This window comes from Streptococcus infantarius subsp. infantarius ATCC BAA-102 (assembly GCF_000154985.1).
Lineage (GTDB): Bacteria > Bacillota > Bacilli > Lactobacillales > Streptococcaceae > Streptococcus > Streptococcus infantarius.
Genome location: NZ_DS572694.1, coordinates 261,731 through 286,939 on the forward strand (window position 1 = coordinate 261,731; position 25,209 = coordinate 286,939).

The 25,209-nt window shown below is 37.0% G+C and carries 34 protein-coding genes and 3 pseudogenes; 7 read left to right on the plus strand and 30 right to left on the minus strand.

All coding sequences use genetic code 11. The annotated features are described in order from the left end of the window. Window positions 1-21: 21 nt before the first annotated feature. A complete protein-coding gene (ccpA, locus tag STRINF_RS08860; protein WP_006532780.1) occupies window positions 22-1,026 on the minus strand; it encodes a catabolite control protein A in 1,005 nt (334 codons plus the stop codon). A 45-nt stretch (window positions 1,027-1,071) separates the two neighbouring features. Continuing rightward, window positions 1,072-1,353 carry a hypothetical protein gene (locus tag STRINF_RS08865; protein WP_006532781.1) on the minus strand — a complete coding sequence of 94 codons (282 nt, stop codon included), beginning with the start codon at window positions 1,351-1,353 and terminating at the stop codon, window positions 1,072-1,074. Here STRINF_RS08865 and STRINF_RS08870 point away from each other — a divergent pair. Then, a complete protein-coding gene (locus STRINF_RS08870) occupies window positions 1,352-2,437 on the plus strand; it encodes a M24 family metallopeptidase (RefSeq protein ID WP_006532782.1) in 1,086 nt (361 codons plus the stop codon). The genes STRINF_RS08865 and STRINF_RS08870 overlap by 2 nt on opposite strands. Before the next feature lie 105 nt (window positions 2,438-2,542). Further along, window positions 2,543-3,045: pseudogene (locus STRINF_RS10265) on the plus strand (NAD(+) diphosphatase). 7 nt (window positions 3,046-3,052) lie between these two features. Here STRINF_RS10265 and STRINF_RS10690 read toward each other — a convergent pair. From STRINF_RS10690 to STRINF_RS10700, 3 genes and pseudogenes are all read right to left on the minus strand, one after another. Next, window positions 3,053-3,316: pseudogene (locus STRINF_RS10690) on the minus strand (type 2 periplasmic-binding domain-containing protein); the annotation flags it as partial. A gap of 5 nt (window positions 3,317-3,321) precedes the next feature. Beyond that, window positions 3,322-3,570, minus strand: a complete 249-nt coding sequence (locus STRINF_RS10695) for a hypothetical protein (protein WP_043878447.1) — start codon at window positions 3,568-3,570, stop codon at window positions 3,322-3,324. A 40-nt stretch (window positions 3,571-3,610) separates the two neighbouring features. Continuing rightward, a complete protein-coding gene (locus STRINF_RS10700) occupies window positions 3,611-3,757 on the minus strand; it encodes a LysR family transcriptional regulator (RefSeq protein WP_006532787.1) in 147 nt (48 codons plus the stop codon). Window positions 3,758-3,927: 170 nt separating this feature from the next. Here STRINF_RS10700 and STRINF_RS08890 point away from each other — a divergent pair, with 170 nt between their 5' ends. From STRINF_RS08890 to STRINF_RS08905, 4 genes are all read left to right on the plus strand, one after another. Continuing rightward, window positions 3,928-4,656 carry a DUF554 domain-containing protein gene (locus tag STRINF_RS08890; RefSeq protein WP_006532788.1) on the plus strand — a complete coding sequence of 243 codons (729 nt, stop codon included), beginning with the start codon at window positions 3,928-3,930 and terminating at the stop codon, window positions 4,654-4,656. Between the two features lie 173 nt (window positions 4,657-4,829). Then, window positions 4,830-5,258 (plus strand): MarR family winged helix-turn-helix transcriptional regulator, encoded by a 429-nt coding sequence (locus STRINF_RS08895; protein WP_006532789.1) that lies wholly within the window; start codon window positions 4,830-4,832, stop codon window positions 5,256-5,258. 124 nt (window positions 5,259-5,382) lie between these two features. Beyond that, the gene (locus STRINF_RS08900; protein WP_006532790.1) at window positions 5,383-5,811 is read left to right on the plus strand and encodes a MarR family winged helix-turn-helix transcriptional regulator; all 429 of its coding nucleotides are present in this window, start codon (window positions 5,383-5,385) and stop codon (window positions 5,809-5,811) included. A gap of 86 nt (window positions 5,812-5,897) precedes the next feature. Continuing rightward, the gene (locus STRINF_RS08905) at window positions 5,898-6,575 is read left to right on the plus strand and encodes an NAD(P)H-dependent oxidoreductase (protein ID WP_006532791.1); all 678 of its coding nucleotides are present in this window, start codon (window positions 5,898-5,900) and stop codon (window positions 6,573-6,575) included. 37 nt (window positions 6,576-6,612) lie between these two features. On the opposite strand, the gene STRINF_RS08910 is transcribed toward STRINF_RS08905, so the two are convergent. Together STRINF_RS08910 and STRINF_RS08915 are read right to left on the minus strand one after the other, a co-directional pair. Continuing rightward, window positions 6,613-7,959, minus strand: coding sequence for a dihydrolipoyl dehydrogenase family protein (locus tag STRINF_RS08910; protein ID WP_006532792.1), 1,347 nt, complete (start codon window positions 7,957-7,959; stop codon window positions 6,613-6,615). Window positions 7,960-7,968: 9 nt separating this feature from the next. Continuing rightward, window positions 7,969-8,418: a ferritin-like domain-containing protein gene (locus STRINF_RS08915; RefSeq protein ID WP_006532793.1), complete on the minus strand. Its 450-nt coding sequence runs from the start codon at window positions 8,416-8,418 to the stop codon at window positions 7,969-7,971. Window positions 8,419-8,553: 135 nt separating this feature from the next. On the opposite strand from STRINF_RS08915, the gene STRINF_RS08920 reads away from it, so the two are divergent. Beyond that, entirely contained in the window at window positions 8,554-9,045 is a 492-nt protein-coding gene (locus STRINF_RS08920) for a MarR family winged helix-turn-helix transcriptional regulator (RefSeq protein WP_006532794.1), read from the plus strand. Here STRINF_RS08920 and smpB read toward each other — a convergent pair. The 23 genes and pseudogenes from smpB to rplA form a co-directional block, all read right to left on the minus strand. Continuing rightward, complete coding sequence (gene smpB, locus STRINF_RS08925; RefSeq protein WP_006532795.1) at window positions 9,032-9,499, minus strand: SsrA-binding protein SmpB; 468 nt, start codon at window positions 9,497-9,499, stop codon at window positions 9,032-9,034. The genes STRINF_RS08920 and smpB overlap by 14 nt on opposite strands. A gap of 57 nt (window positions 9,500-9,556) precedes the next feature. Then, entirely contained in the window at window positions 9,557-11,902 is a 2,346-nt protein-coding gene (gene rnr, locus STRINF_RS08930) for a ribonuclease R (protein WP_006532796.1), read from the minus strand. Between the two features lie 245 nt (window positions 11,903-12,147). After that, a complete protein-coding gene (gene secG / locus STRINF_RS08935) occupies window positions 12,148-12,384 on the minus strand; it encodes a preprotein translocase subunit SecG (protein ID WP_006532797.1) in 237 nt (78 codons plus the stop codon). A 117-nt stretch (window positions 12,385-12,501) separates the two neighbouring features. Beyond that, the gene (gene rpmG, locus STRINF_RS10075) at window positions 12,502-12,648 is read right to left on the minus strand and encodes a 50S ribosomal protein L33 (RefSeq protein WP_074560724.1); all 147 of its coding nucleotides are present in this window, start codon (window positions 12,646-12,648) and stop codon (window positions 12,502-12,504) included. Beyond that, window positions 12,645-13,814: a multidrug efflux MFS transporter gene (locus STRINF_RS08940; protein ID WP_006532798.1), complete on the minus strand. Its 1,170-nt coding sequence runs from the start codon at window positions 13,812-13,814 to the stop codon at window positions 12,645-12,647. The genes rpmG and STRINF_RS08940 overlap by 4 nt, the downstream gene beginning before the upstream one ends. Before the next feature lie 172 nt (window positions 13,815-13,986). After that, the gene (gene coaE / locus STRINF_RS08945; protein ID WP_006532800.1) at window positions 13,987-14,574 is read right to left on the minus strand and encodes a dephospho-CoA kinase; all 588 of its coding nucleotides are present in this window, start codon (window positions 14,572-14,574) and stop codon (window positions 13,987-13,989) included. Next, a complete protein-coding gene (gene mutM, locus STRINF_RS08950) occupies window positions 14,571-15,392 on the minus strand; it encodes a DNA-formamidopyrimidine glycosylase (protein ID WP_006532801.1) in 822 nt (273 codons plus the stop codon). Before mutM ends, coaE begins: the two co-directional genes overlap by 4 nt. Before the next feature lie 426 nt (window positions 15,393-15,818). Continuing rightward, complete coding sequence (gene era / locus STRINF_RS08960) at window positions 15,819-16,715, minus strand: GTPase Era (protein ID WP_006532803.1); 897 nt, start codon at window positions 16,713-16,715, stop codon at window positions 15,819-15,821. A gap of 54 nt (window positions 16,716-16,769) precedes the next feature. Further along, window positions 16,770-17,180 carry a diacylglycerol kinase family protein gene (locus tag STRINF_RS08965; RefSeq protein WP_006532804.1) on the minus strand — a complete coding sequence of 137 codons (411 nt, stop codon included), beginning with the start codon at window positions 17,178-17,180 and terminating at the stop codon, window positions 16,770-16,772. Continuing rightward, complete coding sequence (gene ybeY / locus STRINF_RS08970) at window positions 17,161-17,658, minus strand: rRNA maturation RNase YbeY (RefSeq protein WP_006532805.1); 498 nt, start codon at window positions 17,656-17,658, stop codon at window positions 17,161-17,163. Before ybeY ends, STRINF_RS08965 begins: the two co-directional genes overlap by 20 nt. A gap of 237 nt (window positions 17,659-17,895) precedes the next feature. Beyond that, a pseudogene (locus STRINF_RS10080) lies at window positions 17,896-18,105 on the minus strand (alpha-amylase); the annotation flags it as partial. Then, entirely contained in the window at window positions 18,106-18,231 is a 126-nt protein-coding gene (locus STRINF_RS10790) for a hypothetical protein (RefSeq protein ID WP_006532807.1), read from the minus strand. A 282-nt stretch (window positions 18,232-18,513) separates the two neighbouring features. Then, window positions 18,514-18,711 (minus strand): GNAT family N-acetyltransferase, encoded by a 198-nt coding sequence (locus STRINF_RS10705; protein WP_223903558.1) that lies wholly within the window; start codon window positions 18,709-18,711, stop codon window positions 18,514-18,516. Between the two features lie 20 nt (window positions 18,712-18,731). Beyond that, a complete protein-coding gene (locus STRINF_RS10710) occupies window positions 18,732-18,893 on the minus strand; it encodes a GNAT family N-acetyltransferase (protein WP_006532809.1) in 162 nt (53 codons plus the stop codon). After that, window positions 18,890-19,057, minus strand: a complete 168-nt coding sequence (locus tag STRINF_RS10715) for a GNAT family N-acetyltransferase (protein WP_006532810.1) — start codon at window positions 19,055-19,057, stop codon at window positions 18,890-18,892. The genes STRINF_RS10710 and STRINF_RS10715 overlap by 4 nt, the downstream gene beginning before the upstream one ends. A 444-nt stretch (window positions 19,058-19,501) precedes the next feature. Further along, a complete protein-coding gene (locus STRINF_RS08985) occupies window positions 19,502-19,720 on the minus strand; it encodes a hypothetical protein (protein ID WP_006532811.1) in 219 nt (72 codons plus the stop codon). 166 nt (window positions 19,721-19,886) lie between these two features. After that, a complete protein-coding gene (locus STRINF_RS08990) occupies window positions 19,887-20,951 on the minus strand; it encodes a PhoH family protein (protein WP_006532812.1) in 1,065 nt (354 codons plus the stop codon). A 105-nt stretch (window positions 20,952-21,056) separates the two neighbouring features. Then, window positions 21,057-21,272 (minus strand): YozE family protein, encoded by a 216-nt coding sequence (locus STRINF_RS08995; protein ID WP_006532813.1) that lies wholly within the window; start codon window positions 21,270-21,272, stop codon window positions 21,057-21,059. Next, window positions 21,269-21,778, minus strand: a complete 510-nt coding sequence (msrA, locus tag STRINF_RS09000) for a peptide-methionine (S)-S-oxide reductase MsrA (protein WP_006532814.1) — start codon at window positions 21,776-21,778, stop codon at window positions 21,269-21,271. Before msrA ends, STRINF_RS08995 begins: the two co-directional genes overlap by 4 nt. Before the next feature lie 164 nt (window positions 21,779-21,942). Beyond that, window positions 21,943-22,809, minus strand: a complete 867-nt coding sequence (locus tag STRINF_RS09005; RefSeq protein WP_006532815.1) for a CvfB family protein — start codon at window positions 22,807-22,809, stop codon at window positions 21,943-21,945. Between the two features lie 56 nt (window positions 22,810-22,865). Next, window positions 22,866-23,423, minus strand: coding sequence for a ribosome recycling factor (frr, locus tag STRINF_RS09010; protein ID WP_006532816.1), 558 nt, complete (start codon window positions 23,421-23,423; stop codon window positions 22,866-22,868). Between the two features lie 53 nt (window positions 23,424-23,476). Then, complete coding sequence (gene pyrH, locus STRINF_RS09015; protein ID WP_006532817.1) at window positions 23,477-24,214, minus strand: UMP kinase; 738 nt, start codon at window positions 24,212-24,214, stop codon at window positions 23,477-23,479. A 207-nt stretch (window positions 24,215-24,421) separates the two neighbouring features. After that, the gene (gene rplA / locus STRINF_RS09020; RefSeq protein ID WP_006532818.1) at window positions 24,422-25,111 is read right to left on the minus strand and encodes a 50S ribosomal protein L1; all 690 of its coding nucleotides are present in this window, start codon (window positions 25,109-25,111) and stop codon (window positions 24,422-24,424) included. Window positions 25,112-25,209: the final 98 nt, after the last annotated feature.

A 25,209-nucleotide genomic window follows, 5' to 3' on the forward strand; every position in this document is an offset into this window, starting at 1 on the left:
CATAGTATCCTTTTTTGGAAATTATTGACGTGTCGTACCACGCAATTTAAGACCATGATTAAGAATAATTTCTTTTTCTTCAAGTTCTTCTTTGTTCATGATTTTAGTCAACATACGCATACTTACCGCACCAAGGTCATAAACCGGTTGGCTAATTGAGCTTAGGTTTGGACGAGTGTATGATGTGATTGGTGAATCATTACTTGTAAGAATTTCAAAGTCTTCAGGAACTTTTTTACCTGCGGCAAACAATCCATTCAAAAGACCTGCAGCTAGTTCGTCTTCAGCAACATATGCAGCTGTAGCACCTGAATTTATCACGCGTTGAGCTAGTTCATAACCATCTTTGTAGTTGTAGTTAGCTTCAAATACGAGTCCTTCTTTGAATGATAGGTTGTTCTTTTCAAGTCCTTCTTTGTATCCTGCAAGACGAACTTTACCGTTAATATCATCGATAAGTGGTCCTGAAACAAAGGCAATATCTTTGTTATTTTTAGCCAAAATATCAACAACATCAGCCACGGCAGCTTTGTAATCAATATTAACACTTGGAAGTTGGTGTTCTAAATCAACTGTTCCTGCTAGAACCACTGGTGTGCGTGAGCGAGAGAACTCTGCACGAATTTTTTCAGTTAAATGGTGTCCCATGAAGATAATACCGTCCACTTGTTTTGCAAACAAAGTGTTAACAACATTAACTTCTTTATCGTTATCTTCATCACTTGATGCAAGAACGATATTGTATTTGTACATTGCAGCAATATCGTCGATACCTTTCGCTAAAATTGAGAAATAGCTATTAGCGATATTTGGAATAACAACACCAACTGTCGTAGTTTTTTTACTTGCCAAACCACGAGCAACTGCATTTGGACGATAGTCTAAACGGTCAATAACTTCAAGGACTTTTTTACGAGTGTTTTCCTTTACATTTTTATTGCCATTTACAACACGACTAACTGTTGCCATTGAGACGCCTGCTTCTCGTGCAACATCATAAATTGTAATCGTATCATCAGTGTTCATTATTGGACTTCCTTTCTATTTGAAAATTTCGCTTTCACAACTATTTTAGCACTTTTTGGAAACACTTTCAAGTGCAAACTTAGAATTTTTGAAAACGTTTAAAGGGTTATTTTTCTCATAAAAGGCTAAAAAAGTCAAAAAGTAGTTATTTTCAGAAAAATTTTCTGCTAACTTTTTAGTGAACTTCTGAAAATCTTTCATCTTTTTAAACTTTTTTAGCATGATTTTATGAAAATTAAGTGCATTTAATTTTTTCAACTTCAACTCTTGATTTTTTGTGATTTTTTTGAAAAAATGGGGGGGGTGATTAGAAAGAAGGTTTCTCATGTCTAAATTAGATCAAATCCACTCATATTTGAATCAAGAAAAAGCAAATATCGCTGTTTTCTCTGATCCAGTAACTGTTAACTATTTGACTGGTTTCTTCTGCGATCCACACGAACGTCAAATGTTCTTGTTTGTTTACGCTGACCGTGAACCAGCACTTTTCGTCCCTGCGCTTGAAGTCGCACGCGCCAGTCAAATCGTCAATTTCCCTGTTTTTGGCTACGTTGATTCAGAAAATCCATGGGAAAAAATTAAAAACGGTCTTCCTTCAACAGATAGCGCCAAAATCTTTGCTGAATTTGATAATTTGAACGTTATTAAATTCCAAGGTTTGCAAACTGTTTTTGATGGACGTTTTGAAGATCTGACACCGTTTGTTCAAAAAATGCGTCTTATTAAATCTCAAGATGAAATCAATAAAATGATGGTAGCTGGTCAGTTCGCTGATAAAGCTGTTAAAGTTGGTTTTGATAACATCTCACTTAACAACACTGAAACTGACATTATTGCCATGATTGAATTTGAAATGAAAAAACAAGGTGTTGAAAAAATGAGTTTCGACACTATGGTCTTGACTGGTAATAATGCTGCTAACCCACACGGTATCCCAGGCACAAACAAAATCGAAAACAATGCTTTGCTTTTGTTTGACCTTGGAACAGATATGCATGGTTACGCTAGTGATATGACTCGTACTGTTGCCGTTGGTAAACCTGACCAATTCAAAAAAGACATTTACAACTTATGTTTAGAAGCTCACATGGCGGCTCTAGAGTTCATCAAACCTGGTGTTCTTGCTAGTGAAGTGGATGCTGCTGCTCGTAAAGTCATTGAAAAAGCAGGTTACGGTGAATACTTCAACCACCGTCTTGGACACGGTATTGGAATGACTTGTCACGAATTCCCTTCAATCATGGAAGGTAATGATATAGAAATCCAAGAAGGTATGTGTTTCTCAGTTGAACCTGGTATCTACATTCCTGGCAAAGTTGGTGTTCGTATCGAAGATTGTGGTCACGTCACAAAATCTGGCTTTGAAGTCTTCACACACACACCAAAAGAATTGCTTTATTTTCAAGGATAATTCTCATAAACCAAAAATCTTCCTAGTAGCACTAGGAAGTTTTTATATTGCAGGAAACCTCAATTACTGCTGAAATGAGCCTAAGAAATTCAAAAAGAGGCTCTTATGTTTTATAAAACAATGACTTATTGTCCTGAATGTGAGCACCCTTTAGAAAAGAAATTCTTAAAAGACGAAGGTGACATTCCTTATTGTTCTCAGTGTAATAGCTTTCGCTTTCCTGTCTTTAATACAGCTATCAGTGCCATTTTATTAACGAAAGTCATGACAAAATTCTCTTAATCAAACAGTACAAGATGACTGAACACATTTTGCTAGCTGGTTATGTGTCACAAGGCGAAAATGCTGAGGCTACTGTCGCTAGAGAAATAGACGAGGAATTAGGCTTGAAAGTAAAATCCTTAACCTTTAACGCCACTAAGTACTACGAACGCAGCAATTCACTCATGATTAATTTTGTTGCAACGGTAACTGGAGCAGTCACTCCCAATCACGAAATTGATGACTGGGATTGGTTTTCAATCGAAGATGCCAAAAAAGCCATCAAAGATGGTTCTCTTGCCGAAAGTTTTTTACTAGAATTTTTAGCTAAAATCGAAAAGGATTGAGAAAAACTCAATCCTTTTTTGCATACTTTTCTTGCATTTCTTGCCAAAATTGTTGGACAGCTTCTGATTTATTTGTCTTTAATTTCATCAAAACCATCAGAGACTCTGTCTCAATATCAAGTGGTCGCCAAATAATCTGCTTACCCTCAAAAGGTCTAATCATCTTTTCCATCATGAGAGAAAGCCCTAAATCATTTTCGATAAAATCAATAATTAAATTAATACGATTCCCTTTATAGGTAATCTTGGGATCAAACTGATAAGCATGACATAATTCTAATAGAGGGTGTAATAGCTGCGTTTTCTCGCTAAGTTGTAAGAATTTTTCTCCTTTTCTTCAACGCTAACCTCAAAATTCGTATGGTGTTTTTTAAAGCCTGCAATTTCAGAGATGATGGCATAAAAAGGCATACTTGGAATGCCATGAAGTAAAAGCTCGTTCTCTTTTTCTTCCTGTAACTGCGAAAGCTCCACAGTCATCTGTTGTAAACTGTCTAAAATCCGTCTGGCATGAGCTTCAACCACTTGCCCTTCCTTGGTGATTCTGATATGACGACGGCTGCGGTCAAATAGCTGCACCCCGAGTTCTTTTTTCTAATGCCATGATTTGCTTTGACACATTTCCTTGGCTAATGTACAAGCGCTCAGCAGTTTCAGTATAATTAAGAGTCTCATACAAGGTTAAAAAAACTTGTAATTTTTGAAGATTCATCAGCAGCCTCCTTTTTATTCCATTTTAGAATATCTCATCACCAAAAGCAAATTGATTTTTGGCTAAATCGTGTTACACTAGTTAATGACCTTATGGTTTCAAGTTAAGTCACTTTGCACAAGTAAGCTTATTTTTTTGTCTTATTTTTACTATCAAAAAGGAGGAATTTTATGCCAACTGGTGCCATCATCAATTCATTTGCCATTATTTTTGGCGGAATTCTCGGTGGAATTTTTGGTCATATCTTGTCCGAGGATTTTAAAAACCAATTAAATCTTATCTTTGGCGTTTGTTCAATGGGAATGGGGATTTCATCCATTGGACTCATGAAATACATGCCTGCAGTCATCTTTGCTATCGTTGTTGGTACAGCTATCGGACTTGCGATTAATCTTGGTGAATGGATTAATAAAGGTGGGGCTTTGATGCAAAAAGCTGTTTCAAAAATCTTGCCACAAAAACACAGCCAACTATCAAACGATGAATTTTTAGAAACTTTACTAACTGCTATCGTTCTTTTCTGCGCTAGCGGTACTGGTATCTATGGTAGTCTTGATTCTGGGATGACTGGTGACTCAACTATACTGATTTCAAAATCAATTCTTGATTTCTTCACCGCAGCCATCTTTGCTTGTAACCTTGGCTTTGTGGTTTCTTTGATTGCAATTCCACAGTTCGGCATTTTTACCGCTCTTTTCTTACTTGCCGGAATCATTGTGCCATTAACAACACCTGATATGATTGCTGATTTTAAAGCCTGTGGTGGTTTCTTGATAGTCGCAACAGGTTTTCGTATGATTCGTGTCAAAATGTTTCCAACAGCTGATATGATTCCAGCAATGGTCCTTGTTATGCCTTTATCGTGGTTCTGGGTCAATGTCATCATGCCATTATTATAAATCCTAATAATTTTAGAAAAATTAGAAAATGAGTTCTATGTTTTTGGAGCTTATTTTTTAATAAACATTTTCATATCAACAATTATTAATACATTTTCTTGAGCATATTATTTGTCATTTTATTCTTACTTTGCTAACATATTATTCATAATTAAAAATAAAAGGAGAATTCTATGCCCAATTCTGCCCAAGATTACTTGGACTCTTGTTTGTTTTTTACCGTAAAAAAACTAAATCGAGCACTTGATAGATTAACCGAAAATGCCTTTCAAAAAGTCGGTTTAAATCCATCTTACACTTCTATTCTTCTGATTTTAAGTCACGAAAATGGCAAAATTCAAAAAGACTTGGCTAAAATGCTCTGCATTGCAGCCCCATCTATGACAAGACTTATCGAAAAACTTGTCCACAAAGGATTTGTTAAAGTCGTTTGTGAAGGACGTACTAAACGTGTCTACCTCACAGATAAAGGAAAGGCAATAATTCCAGATATTATTCAAGCTCACATTGAGACACAAGAAGAATTCAATCGTTTGGTCAAAACCGGTTTTTCCGATAACCTTCTTACTGAATTAAACCAAATTGCTAACCAATTACAATAATTTTTTAAGGGTCTTGACTGAACATTGTCATGGCATTTTTAACTTCTAAAATTATGACAGATTTGTCATCTATCTGCAACTGTGTTAAGATAGTCACTGTAAACTTATTTTCAAGGAGATCATCGTGTCCGATAATATTCAAGAGGTATTAGATGGTTGCCTATTATTTTCGGTCAAAAGATTGGATCGCGCTCTTGATAAATTTACGGAAGAAGCTTTTAGAGAAATCGGAATGTCACATTCCTATGCTCTCGTTCTTTTTATTTTAAACCAAGAAAATGGTAAACGTTATAAAGACCTAGCTAATATCCTTTGTATTGCTCCGCCTTCTTTAACAAAAATCATCGATAAACTAGCCACTAGAGATTTTGTCGCTATCGCTCGTGATGGACGAACAAAACGTGTCTATATTACCGATAGAGGAAGAGAAATTGTCCCCATCATTGGAGAAGTCTTTCATAAAACGCGACAAGATTTCATGAAATTGTCTCAACCTTGCGATTTTAACAATCTGATTGACCAAATTAATCATCTGACAAATCAACTAAAATAAAAGAGCTTAAGCTCTTTTTCTTATGCTTGAAAACTGGCTAAAACTAGCTGAAAATGCTATGATAGAAAGAAAACCGGGAGGCTAGCATGAGTAAAGAAGCTATCAAAAAACAAGTTCTCGATGCCTTTGACCATCGAGTTGCAGTCCGTGTCTACAATGACCAAGAGATTTCACGTGAAGATATGGAATTCATCCTTGAAACAGCTTGGTTAAGTCCTTCTTCAATTGGTTTAGAGGCTTGGCGTTTTGTTGTCCTTAATCGTAAGCAAATTGAAAGACTTCGTGATGACTTAAAAGCTGTTGCTTGGGGAGCACAGTCTCAACTTGATACAGCCAGTCATTTTGTTTTGTTACTTGCAGAAAAAAATGTACGCTATGATTCTGATTCTGTCAAAGATAGCCTCGTTCGACGTGGTCTCGGTGAAGGTGATGCCCTAAACAGTCGTTTAGCCACTTACGAATCATTCCAAAAAAATGATATGAAAACTGCTGATAATCCACGCGCCCTCTTTGATTGGACCGCTAAGCAAACCTACATTGCTCTTGGAAATATGATGACATCAGCCAGCATGATTGGTATTGATTCTTGCCCAATCGAAGGCTTTAACTATGACAAAGTCAATGCTATTCTTGCCAAAGCAGGCATTATTAATCCTGATAAAGAAGGCATTGCAAGCATGGTATCATTTGGTTATCGACTACGCGATCCAAAACACCCACGCTCACGTAAACCTAAAAATGAAGTCATTACTTGGCTCGAATAAATAGATAAAGCTTGAACACATGTTCAAGCTTTTTTGCTTACATTAATGCCATTTTTACTGCGCTAAGTAAGCCGCTAGTTGTACCTGGGAAAGCGAAAATCATTTGACTAAGTTCATGTGCTGTGACTTTTTGATTAATTATCAATGTCAAAAGATTGATCATTTCTCCAGCCTCATTACCTAAAAGACTAGTGCCGACCAATTCTTTATTCTGATTAATAATCAGTGTCACATGCGCTTCATCATCCAATTTTGTCTGGAATTTCAATTGTTGTCCAAATGGAATCTCAACAATGCGGTAAGCATCATTCTCACGAGCCTCAGCAACACTCACCCCAACTTGTGCAATACGTGGAAAAGTGTAAACAAGATTTGGAATAGCTGGGTATTTTATAGCTTCCTGATTCAAACCAAGGATGAAAGCAGCAATATAATCTGACTCAAAACTTGCTGTTGGCGTTAAACGTGGGATTGTTTTATCAATGACATCCCCACTAGCAAAAATATTTGGCACAGAAGTTTGCAGGTGATCATTAACAACGATTCCTGAACGATTGTAGCCAATGCCAAGTTCATCAAGACCAAGATTTTCAACGTTTGGAATGCGTCCTGTTGCATCAAGGACGTAGTCAGTCTCTAATTCCAAACCTTGCGCCGTTGTGACACGTAAACCAGCGGCAGTTTCCTCAACTGCTTGAACTGCTTGGTTGAAATGGAAGTGAACACCCTCTGTTGTCATTTTAGCGACAACACTTTTAACATAATTTTCTTGATAAGCCGCTAAAGCTCTGTCAGCGTATTCAATAACATGCACTTCAGAACCAAGTTTAGCAGCCATAGTTGCAAATTCCATAGAAATGATTCCTGCACCGATAAAGGTAATGCGTTTTGGCATCTTATCCAAATCAAGGAAATCACGACCATCATGCAAGAATTCTTGTTCTTTAATTTGAAGACGTGTAGGACGTTGACCTGTTCTAAGAACGATGTAGTCTGCGCTGACTCTATCATCATCCACACTAACCGTGTGAGCGTCAACTAATTTTCCGTAGCCTTTTAGCAAATCAATCTGCATTTGCGCAAACATACCTTCCATAAGAGGAGCATAGGTTGGAATTTCAGATTTTTTATAAGCCATAAGCTCTTGCCAGTTAACCTTAGTATTTCCAGTAATGTCAGCCTTTTCATAACGTGAAAGAGCATCGATAAACTCAAATGGACTGTCTAATAAAAATTTGGCATTACAGCCATAATTGGTACAAGTACCAGCAGTAACATCTTTTTCAATAATGGCAACCTTTTTGCCGACTTGAGACAATGTCACTGCCGCATGCCAATTAGCATGTCCTGAGCCAATAAAAACCACATCGTAATCGTAAGTCATGTTTTCTCCTTAAAGCTGTTGTGTTAACCAGTTTTGGTAACCAACAGTATCAATTAAATCTAGTTGTTGTTGTGCCCACTGCAAATCATCATCTTCATCTTTGTAGTAGGCTTTTAGCAAATCATAAGTCACCAAATCATTAGATACAGCACCAACCAATGGTAATAATTCTTCCAGTCCTTCTTTTGAAACTTCCAAATCATGTCTTAGCCACTCTAAAGGACTAGCTGGCATTTCAAAACTTACTTGATTTTGGTAACAGATTTTACCACCCAAATCTAAAATGCGATTAAAGAGTTTTTGTGAAAAGTCACGCTCCTCTGAAGCGTGGCTTTTGTATTTATCACCAAGTTTTGAAAAAACTTGTGCCTCAAAGTTCAAAGCGACAAGATCATGAATATTTGCTTGATTTAAAATTTTATTTCCGATTTTTTGTAATAATTCGATTGTATTTTCCATAATTTCAACCTCTTTTTTATAATTAATCGCACGCGATTGGCTATAGTTTACTACTCCTTTTTCAAGTTGTTAACTTTTACATTTATTTTTTCCTATGTTCTGATAAGAGCAAGTAAACACAAAGAAAGGGACGTTATGCCAGAACAACATCCTACTTTAACTAATCAACTATGTTTTGCGATTTATAATGCTAATAGAGTTTTCAACCAATTTTATAAACAAAAACTAGCTAAATTTGATTTAACCTATACACAATATATTGTTCTCTTAGCACTTTGGGAAACTGACAATCCTGCTTTGCGTGAATTAGGAAAACAATTAGACCTTGCTAGTAATACACTGACACCGCTTCTTAAACGTTTAGAAGAAAAAGGTTATCTAACACGGATTTGTCCCGAAGAAGATCAGCGTCAATTAATCGTTTCGCTTACTCAAATTGGTAAAGCACTTCAAGCTGATGTTGAACAAGAATTACACACCTGTGTAGGAGAATTCACTCCTGCTTTACAGGGAAAAATTGAAGAAATGATAGCTGACAATCACATTTTGATTGAGGAATTGAAAAAAATAGTTTTAAAAAGAGTTTGGATAAATCCAAACTCTTTTTGTTTTATTATCTTGCGTTGAAATTTTTCATTTGACGTTTGATATCACGATCTTGTTCACGTCGCTTAATAGTTTCTCGTTTATCATAGTCGTGCTTACCTTTAGCCACGCCTAGTAAGACTTTTGCAAAACCATTTTTCAAATAAACTTTAAGAGGAATTAGAGTCATCCCTGTTCCTTTTAAGTCATTTGATAATTTTTCAATTTCACGTTTTTTAAGCAATAATTTACGTGTACGCTCAGGCTCTTGGTTCCAGATATTTCCTTGTTCAAAAGGAGAAATGTGGACATTAATCAACCAAGCTTCGCCATTTTTAATTTGAGCATAACCGTCTTTTAGCTGAATACGTGCAGCACGAACACTCTTGATTTCAGTTCCTGTCAAGACGATTCCAGCTTCAATGGTATCAACTATATTATAGTCATGACGTGCCTTTTTATTTTGGGCAACGACATTTCCTTCACCTTTTGGCATATTAAGCTACCTCTCTTGTGTCAAAATTTTTTGGTTAGCAATGAGGCTTGTCACCTTTTATTTTTTAGCTTTACGAGTTTTTTTCTTAGCTACTTCTTTGTAGAAAGGTTTCTTGCCTGATTTTTTAGAAGATGATTTTGACGATTTATGATTGCGTTGTTTATTTGATTTGTGGTCTTTTTTATGGTCTTTGTGATTGTCAGATTTTGGACGATGTTTGTCTTTTCCAGAACGGTCTTTTCGTGATTTCTTCACTTTTTCAATCACATCATAATCACTTGGAATGTATTCAAAGTCAATATCACCAGTTTCTTTGTCGGCACGTGTCAATTTAATCTTGATTTGTTGACCAACGCGGAAGACTTTACCTGATTTTTCACCTTGAAGGGTCAAAGTACGTTCGTTGTAATTATAGAATTCTGGTAAGGTTGTGATGTGAACAAGACCTTCAATGGTATTTGGCAATTCGATAAACATACCAAATTTCACGACACTAGCCACCACACCGTCAAATTCTTGACCAACGTATTCTTCCATGTATTCAGCTTTTTTCATCGCTTCAACCACACGTTCGGCATCAATAGCACGACGTTCGAGAGTTGAAGATGAAGTTGCCAATTCAGGAATAACATTTCTAAAATGTTCGATTTTATCGTCTGTGACTTGTGTGTATTCACGAATCATACGGTGAACAAGAAGGTCAGGATAACGACGGATTGGACTTGTAAAGTGTGTGTAGTACTCAGCAGCCAAACCGTAGTGACCGTGATTGTGTTCAGAATAACGCGCTTGTTGCATTGAACGTAGCAACATCATATTCAATACTTCGGCACCTGGTTTACCTTCCACTTTAGCTATGAAATCTTGCAGAGCTTGCTGGCTAATTTTATTAGCTGTACCATGAATTTGTACTCCAAAAATACTTGCGTAATCAAGGAATTTCTGTAATTTTTCAGCTTTTGGATCTTCGTGAATTCGGTAGATAAATGGCAATTTGCGTTTTGCGAAGTGTTCTGCCACTGTTTCATTAGCTGCCAACATGAAGGATTCAATCATGCGCTCTGCAATACCACGCTCACGAATCATAATGTCAACTGGCATACCTTTGTCGTTGACGATGATTTTAGCTTCACTAGTATCAAAGTTCAAAGCACCGCGACGCACACGCATTGTTTCCAAAATATTATGCAAAGCAGCCATGTGATGAATAGATTCAACGATTGGTTGGTATTTTTCAATCAACTCTTCATCACCTGCGATAATGTCATTGACATCGCTATAAGTCATGCGGAACGTTGTATTGATGACTGATTGACAGATTTGGTGATTAACCACATGACCATTGCGGTCAATTTCTATCAAACATGATTGCGTCAAACGATCCACATTTGGATTCAATGAACAGATACCATTTGACAAACGCTCTGGTAGCATTGGCACCACGCGATCTGTTACATAAACAGATGTTCCACGCGCTACTGCTTCACGGTTAAGAGCAGATCCTTCTGTAACGTAGTACGAAACATCAGCAATGTGAACCCCTAACTCGAAATTACCATTATCTAATAATTTGATATGAACAGCGTCATCCAAGTCTTTGGCATCAGCTCCATCAATGGTAAAGGTGATTTCATTACGTAAATCAACGCGACCAATCATATCTTTTTCAGATGGTGCATCTGGAACAGCATCGGCTTCAGCCATAACGTCTTCAGGAAATTCTGACTTAATATCCATTGATTCAAGGACTTCAAGAACATCAATTCCGACATCACCTTGGTGACCAACGATATCACGAACATGACCAACAAAGTAATCGTGACCACGCGTTGGGTATTTATCAATATCAACATTGATGATTTCAGTTCCATCTAAAACAACAGGTTCTTTTTTGATGTAGATTTTTTGTTGGATTTTTTGATTTTTAGACTTGATGTAACCAGCGTATTTTGGTTTTTCATCGTCTAAGATAAATTTTCCAACGACAGTTTTTAAACTGCGTTCAACGATTCCGACAATACGGACTTCAGCTGCTGTTCCTTTAAGACGGTTAGCAGGTTTCTTAATCACAGCTTCAACTGTATCGCCGTCAACAGCATGACCAACATCATTACGCCCAACAAACATGTCATCTTCGTCCTCATCAACAGACAAGAAACCAAAACCAGCTTTGTTAGCATGAAAGACACCAGTGACTGTAATTTCTTTTTTCTTCTCTACTTTTTTACGAAGGGCGAGGCTACCGCTATCATCAAAACGGAGTTCACCCTGACTTTCTAACTGTGAAATTTCTTTAACAAGCAATGGAAATTTTTCAGCGCCAGTCATATCCAAACCAGCAGCTAAATCATTAATATTAACTTTTCCATGCTCTTTTAAATAAGCAATAATATTTTCATTCATAATTGTGATTATAAGCAAGACCGATTAGCAAAAAAGTCCTGCTATCTTCTATCCTCTCGTTTTCTAGCTTGATGGAAGTTGTGAAAAGTCACTGAATTTCAAATTCCAATCCGCTATTGGACAGACTCCTCACTACTTACTTAATAATAAAAAATGAGCTGAATGACCAGCTCATGAATTTTCGTACAAAATTCAAGATGCGCAGCCAACGTAAGCTAAGATGCAGCTTTGTCGTCAGTTGCTATCTATTTACTTGATAAGATTGCTAGCGCTAGAGCAATTGCTAGCCAAAAGAAAACTAGAACTGCTGTAAAACGTTGCATAAACGCTTCGAAGCCACGCGCTTTAGTACGTTCAAATAAAGCTTCTGAACCGCTGTTATCAAATACGTTGCTACTTGGATTTTTCTGTGGTTGCATAAAAATGGCAATCACGATAATAACAGATAATACCAGCAAAGCTGTCAGTAGTACATTGTACATATGTTTCACTAAGAACGCGTCAGAAGCTTAACTCTGGGAAAAAATCCACTATATTTTGCTTCTGGGTTCTATTTCCTTTCCTACACTATGGTCTTAATTATTCTATCATAAATATCCCTACGATTCAATATGTAGGGTTACTTTTCGCTCTTTGGGACAGTATTTAGGAACCTGAATTTTGTCGGGATGGGTTGCTTTATTTTTGCTTGTTAAATAATTTTTGCTACCGCAGCTACTGCATTTTAAATTAATCTTGACTCTCACGCGATTTCCTTAACTTTCAAATATTTTCTAAAATTGATAAGGCTCCACACAAAGTTTACAAAGACAATCAGACTTGTCACATAAAAGACTGAACGGTATCCCATACCAGTCGCAATGGCAGAACCAACAAATGGTCCAACGACTTGTCCAATATTCATAAACATTTGGTTATAGCTGAAAATACGTGAAATTCCTTCTCTTGGCGTGATTTTAGTCAGTAGTGAGTTAACACTTGGCATCAGCGCACCTGTACCAAAACCGTACATGAAACGCACAATTCCGAGTTCAAGTGAATTTCTGGCAAGGGCACACAAGACGTACATACTAAAGCTATAAAATAGAGCTATCAAAAGTAGTCTATGATTACCTATTTTATCACCAATTTTACCAAGAGTCGAGCTCGATAACATACTTGAAAAACCAAGAGCAGACACAATCAGACCAGAGACAAACATTAGATTTTCAGTTTGTCCAAGATTACGAATGTATAAGGTCAAAATTGGGGCAATAGATTGTGCTGAAATTTGGATAATCATACTTGTTACAAAAAGCCCGATTAGAATTTGCTTGTCTTTAATTGATGAAAAGAGTTCTCGAGTTGACATAGCATTGGCCTTAGCAACAGGTTTGAAATCTTCTTTAATCAAAAAGACTGTCAGAAAATTACAGATTAACAAAATAAAACCGACCAGTAAAAAGACTTGTCGAATACCTAACCCTTCAGCCAACATTCCTCCAAGTAAGGGGCCAATTAGACTCCCGCCAATCATCCCAGTCGCCAGTGTCCCAAGAGCATAACCTGAGCGATTTTTAGGAGCTTGACTAGCAATCAAGGCTGTTGAGTTAGGAATGTATCCTGAAAAAAGACCGTTTAATAGCCTCAGTGCTAAAAGCCAAAAGACATTAGGAACAAAAGCCAAGCCACCCATTGTAAAGGTCATGACCAAGCTTGCCCTAACCATCATCGGTTTACGGCCATATCGATCAGCGAGCCGCCCCCACACCGGAGCAATCAAAGCAGAGGCTAAAGCTGATAAAGATACCGCTAGACCAGCGTACCATTCAACTTTATTTTTAGGAGCGCCTAGTTCTTCTACATACAAAGCCATAAATGGCATAACAAGCGAAAAGCTTGCCCCAGTAAAAAAGTTACCAAGCCAAGCCACTCGTAAATTTTGTTTCCAATTAACTTCGTTACTTATGATTGTTCACCTTCTTTTCAAAAAAACGTCAATTGCTATTATAGCACATTCCAAAAGAATTACTAAAAACTTGCTACGCAAAATGTTTTCCTGAAAAATATGCAGAAAATCAGACGATTTTCCAATCATTCATCGCCTATAATTCTTGCAAAAGCTGATTGATTTGTGCTTTTAATTCCGTAAGGTCACCACTGTTATCTAGCAATTTGTCAGCATAAGGCTTTTTAGCTTCTGTCGACATTTGGCTAGCCATGCGTTTTTTAGCTTCTTCTTTTGAGAAATGATTACGCATCACCAAACGCTCCAATTGTGTTTTCTCATCAAGATGAACCAACCAAATATCATCAAACCATTCCATATAATCATGCTCAATCAAAAGCGGGATATCCATGAAAAAGACTTTTTGAGTCTTCGCAAGCTCATCTCGTCTTCTAGCTAATTCTTCTCGGATGATACCATTTTGCAGGCGCGACGACTTTTCTAGCATATCTTTGCTTGAAAAAATCAACTGACCTAATTTTTTACGATCGAGTTCACCATTTTCTTGAAGAATGTCAGTGCCAAGCCAGTTGCAAAGGGCTTGATAAAGTTTTCCACCTTTTGCCTGAAGTTCATGAACCACCTGATCAGCATCAATCACTTGATAGCCATGTTTTCTGATTTCAGCAACAACGGTTGACTTGCCAGAAGCAATCCCGCCTGTAATTCCAATAATTTTTGTCATCGTTTTTGACAAGCAGGACAAAAATGCGTCCCGCGACCTCCTACTTTTATTTTTTCAATTGGTGTGGCACAACGCGGGCAGGGCTCATCCGTTTTTCCGTAGACTTGTAAATACTCTTGCATTGTCCCATTTTCACCAAGCGCATTTTGGTAAGTCCTGATAGTTGAGCCGCCTTTTTTAATCCCAAGTTGTAAGATACGGATAATCTCATCGTGAAGCAAATTGATTTCAGCTTTTTGAAGACTATTTGCTTGGCGTTCAGGATGAATTTTAGCTGCCCAAAGTACCTCATCTACATAAATATTTCCAAGACCAGCCACCAAAGTCTGGTCTAAAAGATAAGGCTTTATGAGTTTTTTAGAGGCAGATAGTTTTCGAGTAAATTCTGCCACATCAAAATCTTCCTTAGTCGGTTCAGGACCTAATTTCCTTTTTTGAAAATAAGCTGCAACTTGATTTTCGGCTACCAATTCCATGGTTCCAAATTTCCGAACATCCTTATAAACCAAAGTCGACCCATCATCTAAACCAAAAAAGATATGAAAATGTTTATCCTCAGGAACCTGGTGCTCAAACAGCAAATATTTTCCTTCCATTCTCAGATGAGAAATAATCACTTGCTCATCTAGGTTCAGCAGCAAGTACTTCCCACGTCTACCAATCGACTGAATGGTTTGACCAAGTAAATCAGACTCAAAAGCACTTAAATCCGTTTTAACCATTTTCGGCACACGAACATCAACCGATACAATTTCTCGCCCAACAATCAAACGCTCAAGACCACGACGAACTGTCTCAACCTCAGGTAATTCCGGCATTTTTCTGATACAAAGGACGTAAAAGGCAAAGTAAAATTAGGAGGCTAAAATAAAAGTATTCAACTTCCTTGTAAAAATTACAAAACGCAGTGATTGAGTGTGTTCTAATACGCTGATAAATCAACTTCTACACCCTACTCAACTGTGCGGGGATGAGAGTAAAACAGTTCTGTGAGCTGTTTTAGGTCAACAACAAGAAACCAAGATTTGCTGAGAAATCGAATTTCTTCGAAATTACCGACTCGCTTTTCAGTTTCTAGACTCATGAATAAAATCTCCACTGGAGATTTTATTTGTCTCACTCCCATATATTTTACACAGCCTTTTGTCCGTGTACAAAGTAACACGAACATGTCCTCTCCTTTCTAAATATTATGTGAAAAGAGGAGGTGCTCATCAACAAACACCTCCTAATTAAATGACCTATTAATATTCTTTCTCGTTGTAACCAAAGTCAGCGAGATCAAGTTTTTTATCACGCCAGTTTTTCTTAACTTTAACCCAAGTTTCAAGGTAAACTTTATCACCAAGCATGATTTCAATATCACGGCGAGCCATTGTACCAATTTTCTTAAGCATAGCGCCTTTTTTACCGATGATAATACCTTTTTGACTGTCACGTTCAACCATAATTGTTGCACGAATGTGAACCTTGTCTGTCTCTGGATCACGTTTCATTGAATCAACAATAACTGCAACAGAGTGAGGTACTTCTTGTTCTGTCAACTTAAGAATTTTTTCGCGAATCATTTCTGACACCAAGAAACGTTCTGGGTGGTCAGTGATTTGGTCTTCAGGGAAATATTGGAAACCTTCTTCCAAGTTATCTTTCAAGATATTAAGAAGTTTTTCAACGTTATTTCCTTGAAGGGCTGAAATTGGCACAATTTCTTTGAAATCCATTTGGCTACGGAAATCATCAATTTGTTCCAAAAGTTGGTCTGGGTGCACTTTATCGATTTTATTGATAACCAAAATAACTGGAATGTTAGCTGCTTTCAAGCGTTCGATAATCATGTCATCACCTTTACCACGTTTTTCGTCAGCTGGGACCATGAAAAGAACTGTATCAACTTCACGAAGTGTGCTGTATGCTGACTCAACCATGAAATCACCAAGTGCTGTTTTGGGTTTGTGAATTCCTGGTGTGTCAATAAAGACGATTTGTTCGGTATCTGTTGTATAGATACCCATGATTTTGTTACGAGTTGTTTGAGCTTTGTCGCTCATGATAGCAATTTTTTGCCCCATAACGTGGTTCAAGAATGTCGATTTCCCAACATTTGGGCGACCTAAAATCGCTACAAAACCTGATTTAAACATAAGATATAAAGGACGTTAAACGTCCCTACTCCTTTCATTATTTGCAAAATATTTTTATCGATTGCCAAAAATAAAGGCAATAATTTTCGGTACAAAAATAATCAATCCTGTAATCACGGCATAAGTTGATACCACCAATACCGCTCCTGCTGCCATATCTTTAGCATTCTTAGCTAGCATTGAAAAGTGATAATCACTAGCAAGGTCAACTACATTTTCAATAGCTGAATTAATCATTTCCAAAGTAATGACCAAAAAGATGGCTAAAAATAAGAATAGCCATTCCATCGCTGATATACGAAAGACAGCACCTGCTGCAGTTGCTAAAATAGCTGAGACCATGTGCTTACGTATATTTCTTTCTTCCTTGAAGGCTGTAACTATTCCAGTGATGGCAAATTCCATACTAGATACCAAGGTGCGATTTTTCCACTTTTTAGGGGAATTATTGTCTCTTAAGTCCATAGGCAGTTAAAATTTCTTCCTGTAAAGTAAACATTTCTTTTTCTTCTTCAGGGGTATAATGGTCGTAGCCATTGATGTGTAGGAAACCATGCACCACTAAGAATCCCATTTCACGTTCAAAAGAGTGACCGTACTCTTTTGCTTGTTCACGCGCTTTATCAACAGAGATAAAGAGCTCACCGATATAAGCATCGAATTCATCGAGCATTTCAGCTAGCTCTGGATTTTCAGCTAAATCTTCTTCTGAGAAAGTCAAATCTGACTCTGGTTTGTACTCTAAGCTGATAACATCCGTTGGACGGTCTGTGTCACGGTATTCTAAGTTCAATTCATGGCTGCGCTCATTAGTCACAAAAGTCACTGCCATTTCTTTATTTTCTTTACCAGTCTTTTCAGCAGCAAATTGTAATAAATCTAAAGTTTGATTTTTAATTTCTTCTGAAACTTGACCAGTTTCATCTATCATTTCAACGTACATATCTATCTTCTTTCAAAACTAATTATATCAAAGATATTATACCATATTAAGGATAACAGCGCCATTTTAGGCACTAAGAAACTTTTTTAGACATGCCATTTAATCATAAAAAAAGAAGTAGCCTGAGGAATGCTACTTCTTTCTGGGAAAAGGAGTCAGAATTGTGTTAAAAAGTTAGTTATTGACCGACTATTTTAGACCATCTTTATTGTAGTTACCAGATTTCACAAGATCGAATTGGTAGTTACCAATAGTATGCAATGTTGGTTGATATTGATAGTACCAATTTTTCAAGCTCTTATTACCACCATTTCCAACAACAACTTGGTTAATTGGTGATGTTTGAACACTAGTGTAACCAGCATCCTTAATTGCTTGCATATTATCTTTAATAGTATTGAAAGACCAGCACCATGCGTGAAGTACTGTTCCTTCTTTCATTGAGACTTATTCATCAGCCTTAACAGCATTAGCTTGTGCAAAAGCACCAGCACTGACTGCTGTTAAAATTAATAGAGAGCCTAAACCTTTCTTCATTTTCTTTTTCAAATTTACTTTATTACGAAGTGACATAAATAATCTCCTATAAAGATAAGTTAAAATACGAAACCGCTTTCATAAATAAACAAAAAATAAAGCAGTATTATGCGTGAAACCTGTCCAATCAACAACATATATCTGCATGTCTAAAAAGTATAGTTATCAGATAATTTTCTTATAGGGAAACCTCCAAATTTGATTGCAATCGGTTGCACATTTGTCTATATTATAGCACATTTTTTTGGAAGCGCAACCAAAAAATGGTAAATTTTTGACAATTTAATCAAAAAAATGACAAAAATACCATGAGACCTTTTATTTTAAATAGTTTACCTTTATCATTTTAAAATGCTGACTACTTACCCATTGACCATTAAATTGTTTATCATTAGGAATCCGTTCCACTTCTGTCATTCCGAGTTTTGTCAAAACACGAGCTGAAGCCGGATTTTCAAGTGCACAAAAAGCATGCACTTCCTCAAACCCCAACACCTCAAAGCAAAGTTCTAAAATCTTGGCACTTGCCTCGGTCGCTAAACCATTTCCCCAAAACTTTTTATTGTAATATAACCAATTTCAGCTTCTTTTCCATCCGACCAATTCATCAAATCAATAGTCCCAATGAACTCTGAAGTCTCTTTTAAGACAATTCCATATCGTCCAAGAGGGCTCTTTAGATAAATGTTTTCAATCACCTTTTTAGTTTCTTCAATAGTCCTATTAGCTGGGAAATCCCATTGGTATTTTCGGTATCTGACGTATAGGCAAACATAGCCTCGGCATCTGCCATTGTTACTGGACGAAGTAACAATCGCTCTGTCTCAAGTATGCTATGTTCTTTTAATTGTTCTTCTAGCATCTTTTCTTCCTCAAACTCTATTAAAAAAGCGACCTAAAACAGGTCAACTTAGTTATCCTACTTTTCTTTTGGACTCACCATCTCTTCATCAATATGATTTATCAAATCTTGAAAATCACTAGCCAAATGTTTAGCTTGATCTCCTAGATTTTTTAAAACATCAGCTTCAATTTAAGAATCCAAAGCCTTCAAATCACCTTCTAGTCTTTCAGCTTGACTATTGAGCATTTCGCTCATCTTAGTCAACTTTTCAAGTGACGCACAATCACACATAAATCTCCTCCTAGTAATTTTTTCAGATAAGACTTGTACTTTTCTGGAAACTTTTTGAAACTTTCAGGTACAATGTCTATATTTATTTTACCTAAAAAAGAGAATTTTACTAGTTCTTTAGATAATCTAGCATTTCTGTACCAAAAAATCCTAGAATCCTATCAATTTTGACTAAATTTTCTTAGGAGTCAGGTAAGACAACAAAGTTTGAAATTCACAAACTAAATCTTTGACTTCCTCTCCAAATGTGGCAAAAAACTCTGAGCATTTTTCTTGATTAGCTGAAGAATACTGATCAATCAGTTTAAACTTTTGCTCCAATTCTTCAGCTTGTTTCGACAATTGACTACTCATTTCTGATAAATTCTTAATCAATTCACGATTATCCATAAAACTTCTCCTTTGATGTGCTTTAACCTATTTCTATCCCTGAAAATATCATGAAAAATTTCAGTATACCTTATTTTACACTAAAAAGCCACCTTAATAGAGAATTCGCAGATATGAAAATCATTTTTTAATCAAAAAAGCCACACCTTGGTGTGACATAAAAATATTATTTTTCTTCTTTGGTGCTAGCTGGTTGACCAATAGTTTCATAGCTTGCAAAACCTGAAGCGCTAGTGCTATCGATAACTTCTTTTTGATAGTGAGCAGTTTTGCGCTCAGCGTCTTTTTCATAAGCATTGATAATTTCAGCAACCACAGGGTGGCGAACCACATCGCTCGCTGAGAAATGAACAAAATCAATTTGCTTGATATGTTTTAGTTTTTCTGTCGCATCAATCAAACCAGATTTGACTTTCTTAGGCAAATCAATCTGGCTAGTATCACCGTTGATAATCATCTTAGAATTGAAACCAAGACGTGTCAGAAACATCTTCATTTGCATGATGGTTGTATTTTGTGCTTCATCAAGAATCACAAAAGCATCATCAAGTGTTCGACCACGCATATAAGCCAGCGGTGCGATTTCAATAATATCACGCTCCATCAAACGTGTGGTTTGCTCTTTTCCTAAAATTTGGTAAAGAGCATCATAAACAGGACGAAGATAAGGATCAACTTTCTCTTTTAAATCACCTGGCAAAAATCCTAGACTTTCACCTGCTTCAACTGCTGGACGTGTTAAAATGATACGTTTGACCTGACCACGTTTTAAAGCTGTAACTGCCAAAGTCACTGCCAAGAAAGTCTTACCAGTACCTGCAGGACCAATCCCAAAGACCACATCGTGTGACTTAACACTATCTGCATAAACTTTTTGTCCTAATGTTTTAACACGGATTGGTTTTCCAGAATTATCTTTGATGATTTCTTCTTCATAAAGGGCAACAAATTTGTCAATAGAGCCATTTTGTGCCATTGAAAGAGCCATTACCACATCAGATGTATTAACCAACATGCCACGAGAAACCAATACTAACAAAGCTTGAATGGTCACACGCGCTAATTCGACACTTTCTTTATCATCTCCTAAAATCTGTACTCGCTCTGTACGGGCATGAATGATAACCCCTAGATTATCTTCGATTAATTTCAAATGACGTTCATTTGAGCCAAATAGCGCTAGCACATCATCAGGATGATTTAAGGTAATTTCAACAGAATGCTCTTGCAAATAGAGTCCCTCTTTCTTTTGTGTTTGATAAGCCTATTATAGCTTATTTAAAACAAAAAATCACGACTTACCGTGATTTCCTTTTTGATTTAAAGTTAGCTTACCTTAATGTGCCAAATAATCTTCCCAAATTTTATCAAATTCACTGAGATTAAAAGCAAAGCTAGCCTCATCTTCTAGATAACGACTAATGGTTTCAAAATCATCAGTGTGCTTTGGAAAAGTAGTATCTTCAAAAACAAGGTCAGCTAAAATCGCTACAGGCTCATGACTTTTTGGGTTACGTTGCGTCATTAACCAAGTGTAAAATGACTTTCTCATTTCCAATTTTCCTCCAAAAATGCATGTCTGATAGCGCTGCTTTCAGCGTAGTGCTCAGGATTTTTCTTGTAAAAACCTTGGTGATAATCTTCTGCCACATAAAATGGTTGGACGGGTTCAATAGCAGTTACAATTGGATCTTTGAATCGTCCAGAAGCCTGCAAAGCTGCTTTAGAAGCTTCAGCAATTTCTTTTTGAGATTCATCGCTATAAAAAATAACAGGACGATAATTGTCACCACGATCTTCAAATTGCCCAAAAGCATCGGTTGGATCAGTCTGTGCCCAATAAATCTCTACCAAATCACCATAAGAGATTTTTTCTTCATCAAAAATAATCTCAACCGCTTCAGTATGTCCAGTCTCATGCGCCTTAACTTGCTCATAAGTCGGATTTTCCACATGCCCACCAGTATATCCAGAGCGAACTGACAAAATACCATCTTGTTCTTCAAATGGTTGCACCATACACCAGAAACAACCACCCGCAAAAATCGCACGTTCCATTCTATAACCTCCAAAAATCTAGTGAATCTATTATATCAAAAAAAAACAAAAATCGAGTTGTCCAGTGAATACTTTTTTCACGTGACTGGAAATCAAAAAACTTCAATTTTAACTTAAAAAAAGACCACAGCTTTGCTTAAGGCATCACTGTAATCTTTTTATATTTAATCCTCGTTTTCGATTAATTCTGTACCGAATTGGTCTTGTTTGACTTTTCGTGCTTTCATCAAGCCACCAAGCGCTTTTTTAAACTGACCTTTTGAGATGCCAAACGTTGCTTTAATATCAGCTGGCGATGAGTTGTCATTCAAGGTCATAAAACCACCATTTGATTGTAAATACGTCAAAATCATTTGGGAATCATTTTCCAACATTTCAAACGAACGTGGTTTCAATGACAAATTAAGCGTACGGTCAACTTCGCGAAAACCAATGACACGAGCCGTTACTTCTTCACCAAGACGTGGCTCAGCATAACGTTCACTTGGATGAATAAAGCCAAGCATGTTATTATCTGGGAGATAAACAAATGTTCCAGATAGTTTCAAACGATAGACAATGGCGCGCAATTTTTCATTTTGCATATTATTGTAAGCAGGTCCAGCCATTTTTTGGAAAACTTCTGGCTGCGCTGGAATTGCCCAGATACGGTCTTTTTTATCCACGTCCAGATGAACATAGAGTTTATCACCTTTTTTAGGCCACAATTCCTTCATATCTGGCAAGACATCAAGTGACACAACAAATTGTTTGTCAGCAAGACCTGTATCCAAAAAGACACCCAAATCACGACGTACTTCTGTCACGACACCCCAACCATAAGTCGTACGTGTTGTGGCAACTTCAGCTGTTGTCAAACGAGCTTTTTGGTGCACATCAGTATAAGCAAACCCTTTGACCATATCGCCAATCTTATGCTCACCTTCTGCCTTATCTAGCATAAAAGTCACGCCATCTTTTTGCACAAAATACGCTTTCGCATTCTCATCAATCACAAGACCTGTGATAATAGTGGCAAGTAAATTATTCATGTATTCTTTCCTTTATAAAAGGAGGTGGAAAGTCCACCCCCATACCTTCTTTTTGATTAGACTTCAAGCAATTCTTTTTCTTTGTTAGCTGTCATAGCATCGATGTGTTTAACAGCTTCGTCAGTTGCTTTTTGAATGTCTTTTTCAAGAACTTTCAATTCGTCTTCAGTGATTTCTTTAGCTTTTTCTTGTTTTTTAGCTTCGTCCATAGCATCACGACGGATATTACGGATAGCAACTTTAGCATTTTCACCGACTTTTTTCACTTCTTTAGCGAGTTCTTTACGAGTTTCTTCAGTAAGCGCAGGAATAACCAAACGAATCACTGAACCATCGTTAGCAGGGGTAATACCAAGGTCTGAAGCATTAATAGCATGTTCAATATCTTTCAAAGATGATTTATCAAATGGTGAAATCAAAAGAACACGTGCTTCTGGAACTGTGATAGAAGCCAATTGATTAAGTGGTGTCATGGCACCGTAGTATTCTACTTGGATACGGTCCAAAAGAGATGCGTTAGCACGACCAGCACGGATAGCTGCAAATTCGCGTGCCAATGAACTGTGTGATTGTTCAAAGCGTTCTTTAGCTTTTTCGATAATAGCATTAGCCATAGATTTTATTAATCCTCATTTCTTATTTTTTGGAAAATAGCAGAGCTGATAAATTATTTTTTGTGGTATTCAGTTTTATTTGAAACAGTTGTACCAATGACTTCACCAAAGACAACACGTTTAATATTACCAGCTTCATTCATGTTAAAGACAACCAAGTCAATATCGTTGTCCATTGAAAGTGTTGATGCAGTTGCGTCCATAATTTTAAGTCCACGTTTGATGACTTCACCGTGTGTCAATTCATCAAATTTGACAGCATTAGCATCTTTCTTAGGATCGGCGTTGTAAACACCGTCAACACCATTTTTAGCCATCAAGATAGCTTCAGCGTCGATTTCAGCGGCACGAAGAGCAGCTGTTGTATCAGTTGAGAAGTAAGGTGAGCCGATACCAGCAGCAAAAATCACGATGCGATTTTTTTCAAGGTGACGAAGCGCACGACCACGGATGTATGGTTCAGCAACGTTTTGCATTGGGATTGATGTTTGAACACGTGTATCAACACCATTTTGTTGAAGGCTATCAGCCATAACAAGAGCGTTCATAACTGTTCCAAGCATACCTGTGTAGTCAGCTTGAACACGGTCCATACCAGCTGCAGCAGCTGGTTCACCACGCCAAAGGTTTCCACCACCAATAACCAAAGCAATTTCTACACCTGAACTATGTACTTCAGCAATTTCTTTTGCGATAGTTTTAACAGTTTCAATGTCGATTCCGACACCTTTTTCACCAGCTAACGCTTCACCAGATAATTTAATTAAAATACGTTTATACTTAGGTTCCACTTCAAGTTACTCCTTTTTTTATCTTTATTATTTTAACATAATTTACCTATTTTACCTAGCAAAATTCGTTGAATTTTGAAAGATTAAAAACAGATCAACTATGTGATTCAAACAGATAAATCATTTCCCTTTTCATTTCATTAGAAAGATCACACAGCCCATAAAAAAATCCGTTTCAAAGAAACGGATTTTTCATTAATGTATCAATTAGAATGAGCTTGGATCTACTTTGATACCTACACCTTGTGTAGTTGTAATAGACAAGTTAGTCATATATGTACCTTTAGCAGTAGCTGGTTTAGATTTAACCATAACTTCGTGGATAGCTTTGAAGTTTTCAACCAATTTATCTGCATCAAATGATACTTTACCAATGATAGCTTGTACGTTACCTGCTTTATCAGCACGGTAAGTGATTTTACCACCTTTAGATTCTTCAACTGCTTTAGCAACATCCATAGTTACTGTACCAGTTTTAGGGTTTGGCATAAGGTTACGAGGTCCAAGGACACGTCCAAGACGTCCAACAATAGCCATCATGTCTGGTGTAGCGATAACTACGTCAAAGTCAAGCCAACCGTCGTTGATTTTAGCAACAAGGTCATCTTCACCAACGAAGTCTGCACCAGCAGCTTTAGCTTCTTCAGCTTTCGCACCACGTGCAAATACAAGAACACGTTGTGTTTTACCAGTACCGTTTGGCAATACCATTGCACCACGGATTTGTTGGTCTGCTTTACGAACGTCAATGTTAAGTTTATATGCAACTTCTACAGATGCATCAAATTTTGCGAAATTAGTTTCTTTTGCAAGAGCTACAGCTTCTTCTACGCTGTAAGCTTTTGTGCTGTCGATTTTTTCAAGTGCAGCACGCATTTGTTTGCCTTTTTTAGCCATTTAAAATTCTCCTTGTAATGTGGTCATATCGATTTGATTTAAAATCTCCCACGTCACTCATCAAATTACGATGAAGTCTTGCGGGTCTAGCGTGAATT

Coding starts and splice junctions, on each gene's coding strand:
- ccpA (WP_006532780.1), bottom strand. CDS start 1,026: ATGAACACTGATGATACGATTACAATTTATGATGTTGCACGAGAAGCA.
- STRINF_RS08870 (WP_006532782.1), top strand. CDS start 1,352: ATGTCTAAATTAGATCAAATCCACTCATATTTGAATCAAGAAAAAGCA.
- STRINF_RS08865 (WP_006532781.1), bottom strand. CDS start 1,353: ATGAGAAACCTTCTTTCTAATCACCCCCCCCATTTTTTCAAAAAAATC.
- STRINF_RS10700 (WP_006532787.1), bottom strand. CDS start 3,757: ATGAATCTTCAAAAATTACAAGTTTTTTTAACCTTGTATGAGACTCTT.
- STRINF_RS08890 (WP_006532788.1), top strand. CDS start 3,928: ATGCCAACTGGTGCCATCATCAATTCATTTGCCATTATTTTTGGCGGA.
- STRINF_RS08895 (WP_006532789.1), top strand. CDS start 4,830: ATGCCCAATTCTGCCCAAGATTACTTGGACTCTTGTTTGTTTTTTACC.
- STRINF_RS08905 (WP_006532791.1), top strand. CDS start 5,898: ATGAGTAAAGAAGCTATCAAAAAACAAGTTCTCGATGCCTTTGACCAT.
- STRINF_RS08910 (WP_006532792.1), bottom strand. CDS start 7,959: ATGACTTACGATTACGATGTGGTTTTTATTGGCTCAGGACATGCTAAT.
- STRINF_RS08915 (WP_006532793.1), bottom strand. CDS start 8,418: ATGGAAAATACAATCGAATTATTACAAAAAATCGGAAATAAAATTTTA.
- STRINF_RS08920 (WP_006532794.1), top strand. CDS start 8,554: ATGCCAGAACAACATCCTACTTTAACTAATCAACTATGTTTTGCGATT.
- smpB (WP_006532795.1), bottom strand. CDS start 9,499: ATGCCAAAAGGTGAAGGAAATGTCGTTGCCCAAAATAAAAAGGCACGT.
- rnr (WP_006532796.1), bottom strand. CDS start 11,902: ATGAATGAAAATATTATTGCTTATTTAAAAGAGCATGGAAAAGTTAAT.
- secG (WP_006532797.1), bottom strand. CDS start 12,384: ATGTACAATGTACTACTGACAGCTTTGCTGGTATTATCTGTTATTATC.
- coaE (WP_006532800.1), bottom strand. CDS start 14,574: ATGACAAAAATTATTGGAATTACAGGCGGGATTGCTTCTGGCAAGTCA.
- mutM (WP_006532801.1), bottom strand. CDS start 15,392: ATGCCGGAATTACCTGAGGTTGAGACAGTTCGTCGTGGTCTTGAGCGT.
- era (WP_006532803.1), bottom strand. CDS start 16,715: ATGTTTAAATCAGGTTTTGTAGCGATTTTAGGTCGCCCAAATGTTGGG.
- STRINF_RS08965 (WP_006532804.1), bottom strand. CDS start 17,180: ATGGACTTAAGAGACAATAATTCCCCTAAAAAGTGGAAAAATCGCACC.
- ybeY (WP_006532805.1), bottom strand. CDS start 17,658: ATGTACGTTGAAATGATAGATGAAACTGGTCAAGTTTCAGAAGAAATT.
- STRINF_RS10790 (WP_006532807.1), bottom strand. CDS start 18,231: ATGTCACTTCGTAATAAAGTAAATTTGAAAAAGAAAATGAAGAAAGGT.
- STRINF_RS10715 (WP_006532810.1), bottom strand. CDS start 19,057: ATGCTAGAAGAACAATTAAAAGAACATAGCATACTTGAGACAGAGCGA.
- STRINF_RS08985 (WP_006532811.1), bottom strand. CDS start 19,720: ATGGATAATCGTGAATTGATTAAGAATTTATCAGAAATGAGTAGTCAA.
- STRINF_RS08995 (WP_006532813.1), bottom strand. CDS start 21,272: ATGAGAAAGTCATTTTACACTTGGTTAATGACGCAACGTAACCCAAAA.
- msrA (WP_006532814.1), bottom strand. CDS start 21,778: ATGGAACGTGCGATTTTTGCGGGTGGTTGTTTCTGGTGTATGGTGCAA.
- STRINF_RS09005 (WP_006532815.1), bottom strand. CDS start 22,809: ATGAATAATTTACTTGCCACTATTATCACAGGTCTTGTGATTGATGAG.
- frr (WP_006532816.1), bottom strand. CDS start 23,423: ATGGCTAATGCTATTATCGAAAAAGCTAAAGAACGCTTTGAACAATCA.
- rplA (WP_006532818.1), bottom strand. CDS start 25,111: ATGGCTAAAAAAGGCAAACAAATGCGTGCTGCACTTGAAAAAATCGAC.